The organism is Pseudarthrobacter sp. H2 (assembly GCF_050157045.1).
GTDB lineage: Bacteria > Actinomycetota > Actinomycetes > Actinomycetales > Micrococcaceae > Arthrobacter.
Genome location: NZ_CP189594.1, coordinates 4,615,321 through 4,633,531, shown reverse-complemented (window position 1 = coordinate 4,633,531; position 18,211 = coordinate 4,615,321). Strand labels below are relative to the sequence as shown.

General features: G+C 67.3%; 16 protein-coding genes. 4 read left to right on the top strand and 12 right to left on the bottom strand.

Translation table 11 applies throughout. The features are described from left to right. Window positions 1-44: 44 nt before the first annotated feature. From ACQCSZ_RS21560 to ACQCSZ_RS21540, 5 genes are all read right to left on the bottom strand, one after another. Entirely contained in the window at window positions 45-1,742 is a 1,698-nt protein-coding gene (locus ACQCSZ_RS21560; protein WP_427005658.1) for an ABC transporter substrate-binding protein, read from the bottom strand. Next, window positions 1,739-4,015, bottom strand: a complete 2,277-nt coding sequence (locus ACQCSZ_RS21555) for a dipeptide ABC transporter ATP-binding protein (protein WP_427005657.1) — start codon at window positions 4,013-4,015, stop codon at window positions 1,739-1,741. Before ACQCSZ_RS21555 ends, ACQCSZ_RS21560 begins: the two co-directional genes overlap by 4 nt. Continuing rightward, a complete protein-coding gene (locus tag ACQCSZ_RS21550; RefSeq protein WP_427005656.1) occupies window positions 4,012-5,028 on the bottom strand; it encodes an ABC transporter permease in 1,017 nt (338 codons plus the stop codon). The genes ACQCSZ_RS21555 and ACQCSZ_RS21550 overlap by 4 nt, the downstream gene beginning before the upstream one ends. A gap of 2 nt (window positions 5,029-5,030) precedes the next feature. Further along, the gene (locus tag ACQCSZ_RS21545; RefSeq protein WP_427005655.1) at window positions 5,031-6,017 is read right to left on the bottom strand and encodes an ABC transporter permease; all 987 of its coding nucleotides are present in this window, start codon (window positions 6,015-6,017) and stop codon (window positions 5,031-5,033) included. Window positions 6,018-6,375: 358 nt separating this feature from the next. Then, on the bottom strand, window positions 6,376-7,023 hold the full coding sequence (locus tag ACQCSZ_RS21540; protein WP_427005654.1) for a TetR/AcrR family transcriptional regulator: 648 nt from the start codon (window positions 7,021-7,023) through the stop codon (window positions 6,376-6,378). A 125-nt stretch (window positions 7,024-7,148) separates the two neighbouring features. Between ACQCSZ_RS21540 and ACQCSZ_RS21535 the strand changes: the two genes are divergently transcribed. The 4 genes from ACQCSZ_RS21535 (at window position 7,149) to ACQCSZ_RS21520 (ending at window position 10,266) form a co-directional block, all read left to right on the top strand. Beyond that, on the top strand, window positions 7,149-7,712 hold the full coding sequence (locus ACQCSZ_RS21535) for an NAD(P)H-dependent oxidoreductase (protein ID WP_427005653.1): 564 nt from the start codon (window positions 7,149-7,151) through the stop codon (window positions 7,710-7,712). Between the two features lie 167 nt (window positions 7,713-7,879). Next, window positions 7,880-9,172 (top strand): PLP-dependent aminotransferase family protein, encoded by a 1,293-nt coding sequence (locus ACQCSZ_RS21530; RefSeq protein ID WP_427005652.1) that lies wholly within the window; start codon window positions 7,880-7,882, stop codon window positions 9,170-9,172. Window positions 9,173-9,243: 71 nt separating this feature from the next. Then, on the top strand, window positions 9,244-9,672 hold the full coding sequence (locus ACQCSZ_RS21525; protein WP_427005651.1) for a universal stress protein: 429 nt from the start codon (window positions 9,244-9,246) through the stop codon (window positions 9,670-9,672). Window positions 9,673-9,927: 255 nt separating this feature from the next. Beyond that, window positions 9,928-10,266, top strand: a complete 339-nt coding sequence (locus tag ACQCSZ_RS21520) for a hypothetical protein (RefSeq protein ID WP_427005650.1) — start codon at window positions 9,928-9,930, stop codon at window positions 10,264-10,266. Window positions 10,267-10,365: 99 nt separating this feature from the next. Here ACQCSZ_RS21520 and ACQCSZ_RS21515 read toward each other — a convergent pair whose 3' ends face one another. The 7 genes from ACQCSZ_RS21515 to pdhA form a co-directional block, all read right to left on the bottom strand. Next, on the bottom strand, window positions 10,366-10,947 hold the full coding sequence (locus ACQCSZ_RS21515; RefSeq protein WP_427005649.1) for a flavin reductase family protein: 582 nt from the start codon (window positions 10,945-10,947) through the stop codon (window positions 10,366-10,368). 160 nt (window positions 10,948-11,107) lie between these two features. Continuing rightward, a complete protein-coding gene (gene catA / locus ACQCSZ_RS21510) occupies window positions 11,108-11,956 on the bottom strand; it encodes a catechol 1,2-dioxygenase (protein ID WP_427005648.1) in 849 nt (282 codons plus the stop codon). A gap of 169 nt (window positions 11,957-12,125) precedes the next feature. Further along, window positions 12,126-13,226: a mandelate racemase/muconate lactonizing enzyme family protein gene (locus ACQCSZ_RS21505; protein ID WP_427005647.1), complete on the bottom strand. Its 1,101-nt coding sequence runs from the start codon at window positions 13,224-13,226 to the stop codon at window positions 12,126-12,128. Further along, window positions 13,223-14,143 carry a LysR substrate-binding domain-containing protein gene (locus ACQCSZ_RS21500; protein WP_427005646.1) on the bottom strand — a complete coding sequence of 307 codons (921 nt, stop codon included), beginning with the start codon at window positions 14,141-14,143 and terminating at the stop codon, window positions 13,223-13,225. Before ACQCSZ_RS21500 ends, ACQCSZ_RS21505 begins: the two co-directional genes overlap by 4 nt. Before the next feature lie 149 nt (window positions 14,144-14,292). Continuing rightward, a complete protein-coding gene (locus tag ACQCSZ_RS21495; protein ID WP_427005645.1) occupies window positions 14,293-15,792 on the bottom strand; it encodes a dihydrolipoamide acetyltransferase family protein in 1,500 nt (499 codons plus the stop codon). A gap of 57 nt (window positions 15,793-15,849) precedes the next feature. Then, window positions 15,850-16,830 carry an alpha-ketoacid dehydrogenase subunit beta gene (locus tag ACQCSZ_RS21490; protein ID WP_427005644.1) on the bottom strand — a complete coding sequence of 327 codons (981 nt, stop codon included), beginning with the start codon at window positions 16,828-16,830 and terminating at the stop codon, window positions 15,850-15,852. Further along, window positions 16,830-18,128, bottom strand: coding sequence for a pyruvate dehydrogenase (acetyl-transferring) E1 component subunit alpha (pdhA, locus tag ACQCSZ_RS21485; protein ID WP_427005643.1), 1,299 nt, complete (start codon window positions 18,126-18,128; stop codon window positions 16,830-16,832). The genes ACQCSZ_RS21490 and pdhA overlap by 1 nt, the downstream gene beginning before the upstream one ends. Window positions 18,129-18,211 lie beyond the last annotated feature (83 nt).

The window sequence follows — 18,211 nt, the reverse complement described above, 5'->3', positions numbered from 1 at the left end:
CCCTCGCCTCTCCCGCAGCGATCCTCCCTCCGGTGACGGGCGGGCTACTTCTTTTCCCAGCCGATGGCGGTCCAGTCCGGAACCTGGGAGGCGCTCTTGAACAGCGACGGGCCGAAGTTCGCCAGGCCCGTGCGCACGAAGGAGATCTGCGGGCCGTTCGTCAGGGGACCCAAGGAGAAGTACTTCGCCATGTGCTTCTTCTCGACTTCCATCGCCGCCTTGTTGCGTTCCGCGTTGTCGGCAATGCTGGAGAGCCTCTTGATCTCGGCGTCCAGCTCGGGGTCGCCGAGTTTGTTCTCATTCGTGGAATCGTAGAACTGCTTGACGGTGTCCGTCGCGTCCGGGCCGACGCCGTACCCGGAAACGCTCAGGAAGTAGTCACGGCTGCCCATCGTCTTGCCGAAATCGGCAAGGGCGCGCTGGTCGATTCCGACGTCCATCCCGGCGGCCTGGAGCTGCTTCTGCAGGGTCTGGGTGAACGCCAGAATCGTGGGGTCGTCGCCGAAGTTGCTGACACTGAACTTGGCGGGCACGCCGTCCTTCTCCATGATGCCGGCCGCGTTGGGCTGGTAGCCGGCATCGGTCAGGACCTTCTTGGCGGCCTCGGGACCGGTCTCCTTGACCGGGTAGTTGTCCTGGTAGTACTTGGAGAACGGCATCAGCATCATCGATCCGGGCAGGACCTCGTCCCAGTTCAGGCCGTTGAAACGGACCTTGCGCAGCGCCTCACGGTCGACGGCGGTGAAGATCGCCTTCCGGATCGCGACGTCGGTCAGCGGCGCCTTCAGTGCGTTGAGGCTCAGGCCGCCGGCGAACAGCCGCTGGCCGCGCCGGACCTCGGAGTTCGGCGTGCCCTCGAGCTGCTTGTACGGCGTGACGGAGTTGGCGGATACCGCATCGATTTCACTGTTCTTGAAGGCGGCGATCGCGGCGCTGATCTCCAGCTGGCGGAAGACAACCTTTTCCAGGACAGGCTTGGTGCCCCACCACTTCTCGTTCGGGACCAGGGTGACGGTCTTGGCGGCGCTGTCGTACTGGTCGAGCTTGAAGGGGCCCGCCATCCATTCCGGGTGCATGTCGTTCGTGAAGCCGTTGTTGAAGATTTCCGGGGTGTTCACCTTGGGGTGCACGAATCCGCCGAAAAGCGATTCCAGCGGGTAGACCGGCTGGGTGGTGGTGACGATGACTTCCTTGTCGTTCGCGCCGGCCTTGACGGAGTCCACGAACGCGTAGGCGCCGGAGGTGACGATGTCGATGTCCTTGTTGTCGCCCCTGAGCATCTGCCAGGTGTTCTCGAAGGTCTTGACGTCGATCGGGGTGCCGTCGTTGTAGGTGGCCTTGTCGTTCACCTTGATGGTGATGGTCTGCCTGCCGTCCTTGACCTCGCTCTTGACGTCCTCGCAGAAATTCTTGTCCGGCGTGGCCGTGCCGTCGAAGTCGTAGCTCCAGCAGCCGGCCTGGTTGATCGGGCCGTGCAGCGCGGCGTTGTCGCCGGTGTTGCCGTTGGTGGAGAACGTGTTGAAGTCCGGGCCGAGCGTGCCCAGTGGCAGGGTGATCGTGCCGCCCGGCTGCAGGTCCTTGGCATCCTTGGCGTTGACGCTGATGAGCTTGGCCAGATCGCCGCCCGCCTCCTGGCCCTTGCCGGACTCGGGGCCGGAGGTCTTGCCGCCGCCGCCACAGGCTGTCAGCGCCAGCGCCGCCACGATGGCCGTCACGCCGCCGATCCTGGTCAGTTTCTTCATGGAGTTCCCTTCATTTTTTGGTGCGGGTTGTTCTGATGAATGATAGGGCCCGGTTCATGGACCACGAGCAGGTCCGCGGCCAGTTCGCCGTCGGGGTAGAAGCAGGCGAACTGCTGGTCGGGGGCTGCGCCGGGGGCCGCCGTGCTGCTCGACACCGGGACGGCGGCCGGCTTTTCCGGCTCCAGCGGCGGCTCCAGCGTCAGGCACTTCTCCTGCTGTGCGGCAGGAAGCGCGGCGAACACCGGGCAGCGCGAGGCGAAGTTGCAGCCCGTGGGCGCATCCAGGGGCGAGGGCAGTTCGCCCTTGAGGATGATGCGCTCGCGGCTGCGCTCGAGGCGCGGGTCCGGGACCGGGATCGCGGACAGCAGCGCCCGGGTGTAGGGGTGGCGCGGGTAGTCGAAGACCCGGTCCACGTCGCCGACCTCCACGATTTTGCCGAGGTACATCACGGCCACGCGGTTTGAAATATGCCGCACCACGGACAGGTCGTGGGCCACCACGAGGTAGCTCAGCCCGAGTTCGGCGCGGAGCTGGTCCAGCAGGTTGACGACGCCCGCCTGCACGGAAACGTCCAGGGCGGACACCGGCTCGTCCAGGACCACCAGCCGGGGGTTCACGGCGAGGGCGCGGGCAATGCCGATGCGCTGGCGCTGGCCGCCGGAGAACTGGTTGGGGAACCGGTTGACGTGGTCCGGCTGGAGGCCGACGAGTTCCATCAGCTCCAGGATCCGTTTGCGGATGGCGGGCCTGGCCATCCCGGAGGTCTCCAGCGGCTCGGCGAGGACCTCGTAGACGGTGAAGCGGGGATCCAGTGCGCCGGTGGGGTCCTGGAACACCATTTGGAGTTCCCTGCGCATGGCAACCGTGGTCCGGGCGCCGGCGGCCGCCTTGTTGCTCAGCCCACCGATGATCACCTCGCCGTCCTGGTCCCGGTGGAATTCCATGATTTCCAGCAGCGTGGTGGTCTTCCCGCAGCCGGACTCGCCGACGATCGAGAAGCACTCGCCCTCCCGGATGTCGAAGCTGAGGCCGTCCACGGCCTTGACGGTGCCGATCCGGCGCTTGATCAGCGACCCCTTCGTCAGCGGGAAGTGCTTCTTCACGTCCCTGAGTTCCAGCACGGCCCTGCGCCCGGACCGGGGGATCGTGTCCAGGCGGGAGACCGGGACGGCCGGCGCGGCGAAGATCTCGTGGACGTCGACGCCGTCGAGCGCGGCGCTCTTGATGCAGGCGGCCGTGTGGCCGGGGCTGCCCGCAACGCCCGAGAGTGCCGGTTCGCCGGCCAGGCAGGCGTCGCTGGCCAGCGGGCACCGCGGCGCAAAGGAGCAGCCGGTGGGGGCGTGGACCAGGTCCGGGGGGATGCCCTCGATCGGCACCAGGGAGGACTTCTCCGCGATGTCCACGCGGGGCACCGCGCCGAGCAGGCCCATCGTGTAGGGCATCCGCGGGTTGTAGTAGATATCGTCCACCGTACCGGCCTCCACCGGTTTGCCGGCGTACATCACCATGATGTCGTCCGCCATCCCGGCCACCACCCCGAGGTCGTGCGTGATCATCACGACGGCGGCGCCGGTTTCCTCCTGCGCGGTGTGCAGCACCTCGAGCACCTGCGCCTGGATGGTGACGTCGAGCGCCGTCGTCGGCTCGTCCGCGATGAGCACCCGCGGATTGTTGGCGATCGCGATGGCGATCATCACGCGCTGGCGCATGCCGCCGGAGAATTCGTGCGGGAAGGCCTTGAGCCGGTCCCTGGGACTCGGGATGCCCACCAGGCCCAGGAGTTCGACGGCGCGGGCTTCCTTGGCGTGCTTGCTCATGGTGGGGTTGTGGACCGTCAGGGCCTCGATGACCTGGTTCCCGACGGTGTAGACAGGGGTCAGTGAGGACAGCGGATCCTGGAACACCATGGCGATGTCGTTGCCGCGGTACCGGCACATCGCCTTGTCGCCGAGTCCCAGCAGTTCCGTGCCCAGCAGCCGGACGGAGCCTGTGACCTCGGCGGTGTCCGGCAGCAGGCCCATCACGGCCAGGGACGTGACGGACTTTCCCGAGCCGGATTCCCCCACGATGCCGAGGGTCTTGCCCGGCAGCAGGTCGAAGTCGACGCCACGGACGGCGTGCAGCACCCCGTTCTCGGTATTGAAGCGGACGTTGAGGTCCCGGACGGAGAGGACGGCATCCGAGGCGGCGTACAGTCCGGCCACGTGCAGCCGCTCGACGGCGCCGGGGGTGCCTGCGGGGACGGGGGCGCCGGGGGCGGTTTCGCTGCTCATGCGCTTTTCTTCTTTACGGTGTTCTGTGTCTTGCCCGTCCGTGCCGTGCCCATCCGGGCGATGCTCCTCTTGGCGCTGCCGATGGAGCCGGAGCTGGGATCGAACGCGTCACGAAGTCCGTCGTTCATCATGGCCAGCGAACCGGTCAGCAGGAACATGACGGCCAGCGGCACCCAGAACATCCACGGGAAGGTGGAGACCTGGGACGTGGCCTGGCCGATCAGCACGCCCAGGCTGACATCCGGGACCTTGATGCCGATCCCGATGAAGGAGAAGGCGACCTCGGCGAGGATGGCTCCCGTGACGCCGCGGGTGATGTCCAGGACCAGCAGCGAGCCGATGTTGGGGACGAGGTGCCGCCAGACGATCCGCCGCGGCGGGACCCCCATGTACCGGGCGGCCTTGACGAAGTCGCGCTGCATGAGGGACAGCGAGAGGGAACGGATCAGGCGCGCGGTGCCCATCCAGCTGAAGACCAGCAGGACGATGATCAGCAGCAGCCAGCTGGGAAGGTTTTTCTTCAGACCGATGCCGCCCCCGCTGGTGGCCACGGCCACGACGAGCAGGGCCGGCATCATGATCAGGGCTTCGAGGATGAACAGCATGACCTTGTCCACCTTGCCGCCGAAATAGGCCATGGTGCAGCCGTAGACGGCGGCGATCAGCACCGACACGAGGCCGACGACGACGCCGATGAGGATCGAGATCCGGGTCCCCTCGACGGTCAGGGCGTAGAGGTCGATGCCGGCCTGTGAGGTGCCCAGCAGGTGCTCCCCCGACGGCGGCGTGCCGATGTTGAGGGGGTCGATGGCCTCCTTGTTCCACCCGGAGAAGAATCCGCCGATGAAGGAGAGGAGGGTCAGGGCGAGGAAGATGGCCAGGCCGGCGACGGCGGTCCTGTTGCGCAGGAAACGCCGCAGGATGATCCTCGACTTGGCGATGACGACGTCGTCGTTCTCGATCTTGGCTTCTTGGGCGACGGCGGCCGGGTCGCTGGCGAACAGGTTCGTCATGGTTACTGCACGCGCACTCTCGGGTCGACGAGCGTGGTGGCAAAGTCCGCGAGGATGGCCCCGATCGCGAAGATCAAGGAGCCGTAGGCGAGGGTCGCCGTCGCAGCGTTGACATCCTGCAGGCCGATCGAATCGATGGACCAGGACCCGATGCCGTGCCAGGCGAAGATCTTCTCCGCGAAGAAGCCGCCGGCGAAGATGGCCGGGACGGTGAACGCGATGCTCTGCGCGACGGGAATGAAGGAGACGCGCAAAGCATGGCGGGCGATGGCCTGGTTGCGGGTCAGCCCCTTGGCCCGCGCCGTGCGGACGAAGTCGGCGTTGACGTTGTCCAGCAGGTACTGGCGCTGGGCGATCTGATAGGCGCCCCAGCCCACGATCGTGATGGCGAAGGTCGGCACCGCATAGTGGGCCAGCATGTCCAGGAACCGGGCCCAGCCGTCACCCGCCAGGCCCGGAGTGGAGATCCCGGTGACGAAGAATATCCGCCCGCCCACGGTCTCGTTGATGCTGATGGCCCCCAGCTGCACCAGGAAGTACGCGATCGGCGCCGGAACGATGTACACCAGGTAGCTGTAGGAGGTAATCACCCGGTCCGAGGCCTTGTACTGCCGTGGGGCGGTGTAGACGCCCAGGGCGACGCCGATGACCAGGGTCAGGATGATCGCGGCCAGGAACAGCCGGGTCGAGATCCACACCCGGTCGCCGAACTCGGCGTTGATGTAGGCGCCGTTGGGGCTGCGGCCCCAGTCCCAGCGGGTGAGGATTCCCGTGAGCCAGTCCACGTAGCGTTCCCAGGGGCTGAGCGTCGGGTCAAGGCCCTTGAGCCGGAAGGAATTGACCACCTGTTCCGGCGTCGGCCGCGGAATCCGCTCCTGCTCCAGCAGCGCGGGCTGCAGCGTGCTCACGGCCAGGAGGTACCCGGCAGAGGTGGTCAGGAAGATCATCACGACATACGTCAGGGCACGTTTTGCGAGATATCGAAGCATGGGCCGACTAGTTCCGGATCGCGGTTGTGGATGTAATACCCGGCATCGCGGGCAGGGCCGGAACAGCCCTCCTGCGCACCGGGGTCATTACATTATTCACAACATCGGTCCTTCCGTCGTTCCCCGGCCGGCACGGGGTTCAGCTGGCGCCCCGGGATCGCGGGCCGGCAGGTGCCTGGCCGCCCACAGGCCCAGCGGCGGAGCCCTGATGGGACTATGTTGCGGGTCACATTCCAGAGCAAAGTACCACATGCTGATGGCGCGCAGGGGACCCGGCGTGCAGGAACATGGGTCCGCCGCCGGATCGTTATGAACGGTTCATCGGATGCGATGCGGCTGGCGACGACCGGCAGGCCGCCTATGCGGCGCGGAGGATCCGTGTGACGAGTTCACGCCAGGTCTCCGCGAGCTGCTCCGGCGCCACCCCTTGCACCCGGACGGCGTGGAGCAGGCGCTCCGGCTCCAGCATTGCGCCGAGTGCCGACGCCATGAGCCACGGGTCGGCCGTGAGGCGCGCCTCGCGCAGCAGCATCTCCAGGTGACGGTGGCAGAGCAAGGCCGCGGGCACGTCGAACCGGTTGTGGGCGGACTCGTCGGCGGCCCTCGCCAGCTCCCCGAATTCCAGGAGCCAGGCGATGCGTTCAACCCCGAAGGCAATGAGCCGTTCAAGTGGCGGAGCCCCCGGACCCAGCGGCGGGGGCCCGAACATGAACCGTGCCTGGAATTCGGCCTCGGCATCGCTGAGCAGGGTCAGCATCAGGCCCGCACGGCTGCCGAACCGGCGGAACACGGTGCCCTTGCCGACGCCGGCCCGTTGCGCCAGGGCGCCCATGGTGAGGCTGCCTGCCCCGCCTTCCTCGACGAGCTCGCGGGCAGCGCAGAGCAGAAGTTCCCGGTTCCGCGCCGCGTCGCGGCGCTCGGTCCCGGCGCCCGGCCGCCGGACGTGCGGGGTCCCGTCAGGCGGGGTCCCGTCGGGCGGGCCGGGGCGGAGTGGGATGAGGCTCACACCGCTTAGTCTAGCCCCCGGGAATATTAACCGGACCGCAGTCCGTTTAGTCTGAGTGAAGGCCCCACCGGCCTCCACCACCACCCGGCCGCCGGAACCGCGCGGCGCGATGCATAGGAGTACACATGTCCAAGAACACTGTTCTCACCCTGGTCGGCAGCCTGCGCGCCGACTCCACCAACCAGAAGCTCGCCGAGGCCATCCAGCTCAACGCGCCGGAGCAGGTTGAGGTTGTCATCCACGAGAGCCTTGGCAACATCCCCTTCTACAACGAGGACATCGACGTCGAGGGCCAGGTTCCCGCCGCGGCGGCCGCCCTCCGCGCCGCCGCCGGCGAGGCCGACACCCTGCTCCTGGTCACCCCCGAGCACAACGGCACGGTCCCCGCCGCACTGAAGAACGCCATCGACTGGCTGTCACGCCCGTACGGTGCAGGCGCCCTCACCGGTAAGCCGACCGCCGTCGTCGGCACCGCCTTCGGCCAGTTCGGCGGAGTCTGGGCGCAGGACGAGGCCCGCAAGGCCGCCGGCATCGCCGGCGCCCGGATCCTCGAAGACGTCAAGATGGCCGTCCCGGGCTCCATGGTCCGCTTCGCCGAGGTCCACCCGAAGGATGACGCCGAGGTTGTCGAGCAGATCAAGGGCGTATTCGACGCTCTGGCAGAGGCACGCACCGTCGCAGCAGCCTGATTCCAGGCACTTCCGGCTTGACCCCAGGGACAGGCTTCGCCCCCGGCAGCAGGAATGCGGCCGGGGGCGTTCTGCGTCTCCGGCCGCGCTGCTTCGGAAGGACGCCGCTCGGACCAGGCGTGAACAAATGTTTTCTTATTGACAACATGAGTTGTATTCTTGGGAAGGTGACCCACGAAACACTGGATGCCGCCGCAGAAGTCCTTCCGGCCGAGGCAATTGATGCAATCGAACGTGCGGCGACGTCCGCGCACCGCCACGAGAGTCTCTTCTCCGAGCGCGCAGCAAACATCAAGCAGTCTGCGGTGCGCGACGTCTTCGACATTTCGATGCGGCCCGGCCTCGTCTCGCTGGCCGGCGGGAGCCCGTATCTTCAGTCACTCCCGCTGGAACGGCTTGGGCAGACCGCCGCCAGGATCATCGCCGAACAGGGAATGACAGCCCTGCAGTACGGCAACGGCCAGGGCACCCCGGAACTCCGCGCCCAGATCTGCGAGGTCATGGCGGCCGAGGGAATCCTCGATGCACGGCCCGAGAACGTCGTGATCACGGCGGGCTCGCAGTCGGCCCAGGACGTGGCCGCCAAGGTCTTCTGCAACCCGGGCGACGTCGTCCTGGTGGAGGACCCCACATATGTCGGGGCGCTTAACACGTTCGAGGCCTACCAGGTTGAGATTGCCACCGTGCCGATGGACGGGAACGGCATCCTCCCCGAACTGCTGGCGGCCAGGATCGCCGCCCTCCAGGCCGCGGGCAAGAACATCAAATTCCTCTACACCATCCCCAGCTTCAACAACCCCTCCGGCATCACGCTCTCGCAGGAACGCCGCCAGCAGGTCGTTGATATATGCCGTCAAGCGAATATTCTGGTGCTGGAGGACAACCCCTATGGCCTGCTCCGCTTCGACGGAAAGCCCCTGGTTCCGTTGCGCGCCGCCAATCCGGACGATGTGATCTACATGGGTTCCTTTTCCAAGATCTTCGCGCCGGGCCTTCGGATCGGCTGGGCCCTCGTCCCGGCCCACCTGCAGCGCCGCTTCTACCTGGCCGCCGAGGCCGTCACCCTCTGCCCGCCGACGCTGAACCAGATGCTGGTGTCCGCCTACCTGCGGGACTACGACTGGCGCGGCCAGATCGAAACCTACCGGGTGCTCTACCGGGAGCGCTGCGGGGCGATGCTCGCCGCCCTGGACGAGTACATGCCGGAGGGGCTGAGCTGGACCCGCCCGGACGGCGGCTTCTTCGTCTGGGTCACGCTGCCGGAAGGCGTGGACACCTATCCCCTGCTGCAGAAGGCGATCGACGCCGGCGTCGTGTTCATTCCCGGCGCGGCATTCACCCATTCGGATGAACCGTCCAACAAGATCCGGCTGGCTTTCAGCGCCGTGCCGCCGGAATCCATCCGCGAAGGCGTCCGCCGGCTCGCGCCGGTCCTGCGGGAAGCCGTCACCGCGTTGTAGCTTGCAGGTTGTAGCCTGAATCATCGTTGGTGCGCGGCTGGATCCGCGCGTTGGACTAAGGGAGCATGTTCATGACCGGAATTATCGTTGTCGGCGTCGACGGCAGTGAAACAGCCATGCGGGCCGCGCAGACCGCCAAGGGCCTTGCCGCCTCGCTGGGCGCGGGACTGCATGTAGTGACAGCCTTCGACACCGACCGCACGGAGGTATTCGGAAGCGGCAGTGACCAATTCATCCTCACGGACGCCGACTTGGCCGAACGGGTCGCGAGGGACGTTGCCCGCAGCCTCAATGCCACAGACGTCACTGTCACCTACTCGGCGGCACGCGGCAAGCCGGCCGAAGCCCTGATCACGGAGGCCGGCCGGCTCGATGCCCGGATGATCGTTGTGGGCAACCGCCGCATGCGCGGACTTGGGCGGGTGCTGGGGAGCGTTGCCAACAGTGTGGCCCACAACGCCCCCTGCGACGTCTACATCGCCAAGACCGACGAGGCCTAGGACTGGCCTAGGACCGGCCTGGCCGGCGGCGGCGGCAGCCTGCCGCCGAAGCCCCCGGGGCTGCCGGCGGCGGGGGCTGCGGCGGTGCGCCTGGCCGGCCGGCCACGGACAGCACCTCCCCGGTTTGAGCCACCTCACAGCCAGGCGTGGGCAGCCTCACCGGCATTTTTGACGTAACCAGCGTGGCCCCAGCGGTAAAATTGGAGATGCCCCCGATGGCGCGGACACCCGAAACCTACCGATCCAGGGGACCCCATGCTCACTCTTCAGCGCCGCCAGCTCGCCGGCCATGACATCCTCCTGGCCCGGCACGGCAACCACATCAGCACCATGCGTGTGGACCGCGGTGCCGGCAGGGTGGTCGCGCTCCTGGACGACGGCACCACCGACAGCGCCCCCAATGTGATCTTCCCCGGTTTCCGCATGGCCGACACCATCCCGAGCGTATTACTGGAGGACTGGAAGTACCTCGCCATCGCGACCGGATGCTGGACAGTATTTACCGGCCTGATGTTTGCCGCCGCCGTCGCCTTGGCCGGCCTCAACGGCAAGCCCGACCTGGCCCAACTGCTGGCGAGCTACCCCGGCAACTGAGCAGGCTTTCGCACCCTGCAGGAAACCCCGCCGTTGGGCATGTCCAACGGCGGGGTTTCCTGGTGTTTGTCCTGGCTGTGTCCTGGCCAGGCTGCGGGGCTAAAGCGTGTGGAACGGTTTGAAGGAACTGGCGCCGGCGAACCAGCCCGATTCGGGGGCGTCACCGGACTGGTCCCACGGCGCCCCTTCGACAAGGCGCCCGATCTGGCGGAACTTCCCGCCGAAGAACAGGAGCGGTTCGCGCCTGGTGATCTCCATGGCTGTCACCTCGCCGACGACGATGATGTGGTCGCCGCCGTCGTAGATGTTCCAGGGCCGGCATTCCAGGGTGGCTGCGTTCTTCGTCAGCACGGGGACGTTGCCGTCCAGCGTCCACTCGGGTTCCTCTGTCATGACCTTGCCGGCGAAGTGCAGGGCAACGTCCATCTGCTCGAGGGAGAGGATGTTGATGGCGAACGGGGCACCTTCGAGGTAGCGGGCGGCCCGCGAGGTGCGGGTCAGCGTCACCTGGGCGAGCGGCGGGTCGAGGGAAACGGCGGTGAACGCGTTGACAGTGGCGCCGTGCGGGACGCCGTCGTCCGTCCGTGTGGTGACAACCGTGACTCCGGTGGCGAAGGTCCCGAACACATGGCGCAGTTCGCGGGTATCAATGGCCCCCTGGACTGCTGCTTCCTGGGTCATCGACGTCTCCTTCTCGGGGGCTGCCGCTCCGATGCGGACTGTTTTTGGCAACACGCCATCACGGCGGGGTGGTGGTGCTTGCCCGACGGCGGTGCTGCCGCCGTCGGGCGGGGTGGCTTCAGGCCCGGGCCAGCCCCCAGGGATCCGTGCCTGGCGCGGGTCAGTCCTGCGGGTCGAGAATGAAGTCGTAGGTGACTTCGCGGCCCTTGCCGTCGGTCCGGTCTGTGGGGGCGAGGACGAGTTCCGGCTTCACGGCCGAGGCGATGTCGTCGGCGACGTGCTCACCGCCCTCGAAGTAAAGCTGGGTGGTGATGGGCAGGTGTTCGCCAGCCGAAACCTTCAGGTGGATATGGGCCGGGCGCCAGGCGTGCCAGCCGGCGGCGGCAATGAGGGCTCCGCAGGCGCCGTCCGTGGGGATCTGGTACGGCGCGGGCTGGATGGTGTTGATCTGGAACTTGCCCTGCTCATCGGCGGTGACGGAGCCGCGGAGGTTCCATTCCGGCAGGCCCGGGGCGAACTGGGAGTAGAAGCCCAGGTCATCGGCGTGCCAGATCTCGATCAGGGCACCGGGGAGCGGTTCGCCGGCGACGTTCTTGACCTCGCCCTGGAACAGCAACGGCGTGCCCGGCTCGTCCTCGCGCATCGGCAGCGTCGCGGGACTCTGCTGGACGGGGGCATCCGGGATGTAGTACGGGCCCTCGATAGTGCCCTTGGAGCCGTGCCGGTTGGCGTTGGCGACCTCCTCGACGGAGTGCTCCACCCAGACGTCCAGGAACAGCGGCCATTCGCCGGTTTCGCCGACACTGACGAGCCAGGCCTTGAAGGCGTTGTATTCGTCGTACGTGACCTTCTCGTCCGTGACGATGTCATTGACGGCCTTGACGAGCCGGCTGGCGAGGGCGTTGACCCGCTCCTGGCTGGTGGCGCCTTCGACGTGCTTGTTCTCCCTGAAGCGGGCTGTTGCCCCTGCGCCCGAAGCGGCGGCGGTGGCCTGGGTTTCCGTCGTCATAATGACTCCTTTGTCGATGCGTGTGGTCCGGACTGTTGCGCGCTGCTGTTGCGCCGTGCTCTGAATCACATCCGGTGTTGATTAAACCGTAGGACGGTAATTCATCGTTGGGAAATACCTATTTTCACCCTATTGAAAGCTTTTGCATATGAATCGGCGGTTTCGCGCGTCAGTCCTGCCGGTATTTGGCCAGTTTGTCCGGGTCGATTTCCGCGCCGACGCCGGGCACGTCGCGGACGCGGATGGAGCCGCCGCTGATTTCCAGCGGATCGGCCAGGAGGTCGTCCGTCATGTCCAGGTAGTTGGAGAGTTCCCCGGCGCGCCGGGAACTGGCCTCGAACGCCGCACCGAACGTCACCGTGGCCAGGCTTCCGACCTGGGTGTCGATCTGGTTGCCCATCGTGACGTCAACGCCGAGGCCCTCGCACAGGCCGAGGATCTGCTGTGCCTCGGTGAAGCCGCTGCGCGCGGTCTTGATGCAGATCGCATTGCTGCCGCCGGAAAGCAGTTCCCGGGAAACATCGCCCAGGGTGGGGACGCTTTCGTCGCCCACGATCGGGATGCTGGAGTGCGCCACGAGCCGACGGCGGCCCATGGCCTCGCCTGCGTCGCACGGTTCCTCCAGCATGGACAGGCCCAGGCCTTCGGTGCGGCGGAGCACCTCCATGGCCTCGTTCGCCGTCCAGCCCCGGTTGGCGTCGAGGTAGATCTCGGTGTCCTCGCCCAGTCCCCCGCGCAGCACGTGGCAGGCCTCGACGTCGAGGGACAGCGGCCGCCGGCCGGTCTTGAGCTTGAAGGTGTTGATGCCGTAGGTCTCGCGGAACCGCAGTGCCTCCTCGAGGAGTTCGGCGGCGGGTTTGAAGCCGAGCATGTGGGACACGCGCATGCTGTCCGTGAAACCGCCCAGCAGCTTGTGCACCGGGGTGCCCAGGGAGATGCCGATGATGTCCCACAGCGCGATGTCCAGGGCGCCCTTGGCCGTGGGGTTGTGGACCGTGCGGCGGAGCCGCTGCTGGACCTTGGAGCGGTCCAGCGGGTCCAGGCCGATCAGCTGCGGGGCAAAGACCTTGGTCACGACCGAGACGATGGAATCCTGCGTTTCGCCATAGGTGTAGGGGCGCGGAGGGGTGTCGGCCACGCCGCAGATGCCGGTGTCCGTATGGATCCGGACGAGCACATGTTCCGCGGCGGTCACTTCTCCGCTGGCGAACTTCAGGGGCCGGGCGTATGGGATGGCGTAGGGGATGGCCTCGATACGTTCGATTTTCATTCGGAGGTGTCCTTTGCTGGGGCGGGCTGTGCGGGGGGCTGGGAGGTGCCGAAGGCGTCGAAGAGGGCCAGGAAACTCCGGATCAGCGGCGTATCGTTGTTCCGGTTCCACGCGACGGCGAGGTCGACGGGCGGCGGGTTCCGGAGCGGGCGGAAGACGACGCCCTGGAAGGAAAACATCCGGGAGGTCATCGGCACGAGCGCCACCCCCATGCCGGCGGCCACGAGCGAGAGCAGGGTGGATGTCTCCTTGGCCTCCTGCACCAGGCGGGGCTTGAAACCGGCCTTGCGGCAGGCTTCAACGGAGATGGAGTTGACGGCGGAAGAGGAGGGGTAGCCGATGAAGTCCTCGGCGGACAGATCGGTGATGTCCAGCGTGCCGCGCTCCGCGAGGGGCGAATCGGCGGGCAGTGCCGCGACCAACTGGTCCTGCTCGAGCAGCCTCAGGGCGATCTCGTCGGAGCGGACGGGAGGGCGGAGAACGGCGACGTCGAGCCGGCCTTCCTCGAGGGCAGCCTCCATCTGAGGTGTCAGCATCTCCCCCTGCACCGTGATCCTGAGCCCGGGCAGGGTCCGGCGGGCTGCCTGGACGATGCCGGGCATCAGCCGGTAGGTGGCGGTTCCGGTGAAGCCGACCCGGATCACGCCGGTCGCGCCGGCGCCGACCTGCTGGACGTCCTCCACGAGGGCGTCGAGTTCCTGCAGCAGCGCGCGTCCGCGGTCCAGCAGGACCTGCCCGGCCGGGGTGAGGTCAACCTTGCGCGTGGTGCGTACCAGCAGCGGCGTGCCGAGCAGCTCCTCCAGCTGCCGGATCTGCTGCGACAGGGGAGGCTGCGCCATGTGCAGGCGCAGGGCTGCCCGGCCGAAGTGGCGTTCCTCGGCCACGGCAATGAAGTACTTCAGGTGCCGAGTCTCCATTGACGCTCCTGGCGGATCGAAGCGGGGCCGGGTGCCGCGCTCTGACCAGTTTAGAAGCCCCGATTAGTAAAGGGAAGTACTGATTGTGGAGTTATTAGGACGGCTTGGATACCAATGAGCCGCCGGGAAGGTCACGGCCGCGCCGGCCCTCAGTCCAGCAGCAGGGCCGGCTCCTCGAGGATGGCCGCGACGTCGGCCATGAAGCGGGCCGAGAGGTCCCCGTCCACCACGCGGTGGTCGAACGAGCCGCCGAGCGTCGTGATCCAGCGCGGGATGACTTCGCCGTCGAGCACCCAGGGCTTCTGCTTGATGGTGCCGAAAGCCACGATCGCCACCTCGCCAGGGTTGATGATCGGGGTGCCGGTGTCGATGCCGAGGGCGCCGATGTTGGTGATGGTGAGGGTGCCGCCCTGCATCTGGGAAGGCTGGGTCTTGCCCGCCCGGGCAGTGGTGGCGAGGTCATTCAGGGCCAGGGCCAGTTCCTTCAGCGAAAGGTCCTGCGCGTTCTTGATGTTCGGCACCATCAGGCCGCGGGGCGTGGCGGCGGCGATGCCGAGGTTCATGAAGTGCTTGACGTGGATCTCCGCGGAAGCGCCGTCCGGGCTGTCCACCCAGGTGGCGTTGACGCTGGGGTTGCGCGCCGCGGCCCAGATCACGGCCTTGGAAAGAATCAGGAGCGGGGAAACCTTGATCCCCTCGAAGTCCCGGGACGCCTTGAGCCGCTTGACGAACTCCATCGTCCGGCTGGCATCGACGTCCACGAAGATGCTGACGTGCGGCGCCGCGAAGGCCGACTCGACCATGGCCTTCGCCGTGGCCCTGCGGACGCCCTTGACCGGGATCCGCTCGATCCGCTGTTCCTGCGGACGGCCGGTCTTGCCCCAGAAGGTCTCCGCCTTGTCCACCTCGGCGTCGCGCTGGGCCTGGTAACTCACCAGGTCCTCACGGGTCACCTCGCCGCGGGCGCCGGTGGGGACGACGTCGGCCAGGTCGATGCCGAGATCCCGGGCGATCTTGCGCACGGGCGGCTTGGCGAGGACCTTGTTCACGAGGCCGCTGATTGCCCCGCCCAGGGTAGGCCGCTGGTCGATGCTTCCGGCCGGGACGCCGGTGATTGAGCTTGTCGAAACCGGCGGGGTCTCGACAGGCTCGACCACCGGGACGCCGCTGATTGAGCTTGTCGAAATCGTCGCAGCGGCGGAAACCCGGCGGCGGCGCTTGACGGCGTCGGCCTTGGGGCCGGAACCCACCAGCGGGCCGCCGGCCGGACGCCCGGCCGGCTCACCGGCGTCGGAGGTGTCCATCTCAAGCTTCCCGTACATGGGCGCCTCAACTGCCCGCGTCGCAACGGCCGGCGTCTCAACGGCCGGAGCCTCGGGGGCCGCCGGTGCGGCAACTTCCGGGGCGGCCGCGTCGGTGACGCTGATGATGGGGGTGCCGACGTCGACCGTCACACCCTCCGGGACCAGCAGTTCGGTGACGGTGCCGGCAAACGGGGAGGGAAGTTCGACGAGCGACTTGGCGGTCTCGATCTCGCAGATGACGTCATTGACGGCCACGGTGTCGCCGGCCTTGACCTTCCAGGAGACGATTTCTGCCTCGGTCAGACCTTCGCCCACATCGGGGAGATTGAACTTGTTCAGCGTCATAGGGGTCCTCGGATTCGAAAGGCTGCATCGGGCCGCTGCATCAGCAACAAAGGGCCGTCAGTAGGAAAGGGCACGGTCCAGCGCCTCAAGGATGCGGTCGATGTCGGGCAGGTAGTCTTCTTCCACCTTGGCCACGGGGTAGGGCATGTGGAAGCCGCCGACACGGATCACGGGGGCCTCCAGTGAGTGGAAGGCCCGCTCGCTGATCCGGGCCGCGATTTCGCCCCCGATACCGCCGAAGGTGGGGGCCTCATGGGCCACGATCAGCCGGCCGGTCTTCGTGACGGACTTGGTGACGGCGTCGAAGTCGATCGGGGAGATGGAGCGCAGGTCGATCACCTCGAGGCTGTGGCCGTCCTCGGCAGCGGCGTTGGCCGCCGCGAGGGCCACCGGCACGAGCGGGCCGTAGACCACCACGGTGGCGTCCGTGCCTTCGCGCAGCACATGGGCCTTGAACGGGTCAGCGGCCAGGCCGGCTGATTCCGTGTCGACCTCGCCCTTGAGCCAGTAGCGCCGCTTGGGTTCGAAGACGATCACCGGGTCCTGGCAGTCGACAGCCTGCTGGATCATCCAGTAGGCGTCGTGCGGGTTGGACGGGGTGATGATGCGCAGGCCTGCGGTGTGGGCGAACAGCGCTTCCGGGGATTCGGAGTGGTGCTCGATCGAGCCGATGCCGCCGCCGTAGGGGATGCGGATGACGACGGGGACGGTGAGGTTGCCGTTGCTGCGGGAATGCATCTTGGCCAGCTGCGTGGTGATCTGGTTGAAGCCGGGGAAGACGAAGCCGTCGAACTGGATCTCGCAGATCGGCAGGTAGCCGCGCAGCGCCAGGCCGATCGCGGTGCCGATGATGCCGGACTCGGCCAGCGGCGTGTCCACCACCCGGTCCGCACCGAACTCGGCGATCAGTCCGTCCGTGACGCGGTAGACGCCGCCCAGCGGCCCGATGTCCTCGCCCATGAGGAGGGACCGCGGGTTGCTGCGCAGCGTCGCGCGCAGGCCTTCATTGATGGCCTTGGCAATGGTCATGGTGGTCATCAGCGGGCCCCCTCTGTGTCTGCCTCGTCGGTGGCTGCCGCGACTGTGGCTGCCTCATCGGCGTCTGCCTCGTCGGCGAATCCTGCGCTGTACTCCTCGAACCAGGCCAGCTCTTCGGCCACCAGCGGGTGTGCCTCCACGTAGGTGTTGGCGAAGGCGGTCCGGATGTCCGGGGTTTCGAGCTCGTAGGTCGTCTTGCGGACGTACGCTGCGAGTTCGTCGCCGTCGGCCTTGACCTGCGCGAAGAAGGCGTCGTCCGCCATGCCGGCGGCGCGGAGGTACTTTTCCAGGCGCTCGAGCGGATCCTTGGCCCGCCACCGCGATTCCTCGGCGGATTCGCGGTACTTCGTGGGGTCGTCGGCCGTGGTGTGTGCGCCGACCCGGTAGGTGAAGGCCTCGATCAGCACCGGGCCGTTGCCCTCGCGGGCGTGCTCGAGCGCCCATTCGGTGACGGCGTGGACCGCGATCACGTCATTGCCGTCCACCCGGATTCCGGGGAAGCCGTAGCCTTTGGCGCGGTTGGACAGGGGGATGCGGGTCTGCACGGAGCTCGGGACGGAGATGGCCCAGTGGTTGTTCTGGCAGAAAAACACCACGGGCGCGTTGTAGGAGGAGGCGAAGACCATGGATTCGTGGACGTCGCCTTCCGAGCTGGCCCCGTCGCCGAAATAGACGACGACGGCGGCCTTGGGCTCCGGCGCCTGGCCTCCTGCGTGGCCCTCCGCCCGGCCCGCGGCGGCGGCGGCCGCTGCCGCGAGCTTTTGGTCGCGCTGGATGCCCATGGCGTAGCCGACCGCGTGCGGAGTCTGGGCCGCGAGGACCAGTGTGTAGAGGTGGAAGTTGGTTTCCTTGGGGTTCCAGCCCCCGTTGGAGACCCCGCGGAACTGGCGCAGCAGTTCGGCCAGGTCAACGTTGCGGGTCAGCGCCACCCCGTGTTCGCGGTAAGTCGGGAAGATATAGTCCTGGGGCTGGCTGGCCCGGCCGGAGCCGATCTGGGCGGCTTCCTGGCCGGTGAGCGGGACCCACAGGGCCAGCTGGCCCTGCCGCTGCAGGGCGGTGGCTTCCTGGTCGAAGCGCCGGATGGCGGCCATGTCGGCGTAGAACCCGCGCAGTTTCTCCGCGTCGAGCCGGTCGGCGTATTCGGAGAAGACCGGGTCGGTGCCCAGGGTCCCGTCCGGGCCGAGCAGCTGCACCATGGGGGTCGCCGGGGCGCCCAGTTGGGCTTCGGCTTCTGCCTCAAGCCGGTCATCCATCTCGGTTCCGTCGAACTCGGTGGAGGGCAGATGTGTGGCGCCCATACCGTCTCCTTGCTTGCCGCATCCGAATGCGCCGCAATCGCTGGGATATATGCCGGATCGGGAATGTATTCCGGATCCGGCAT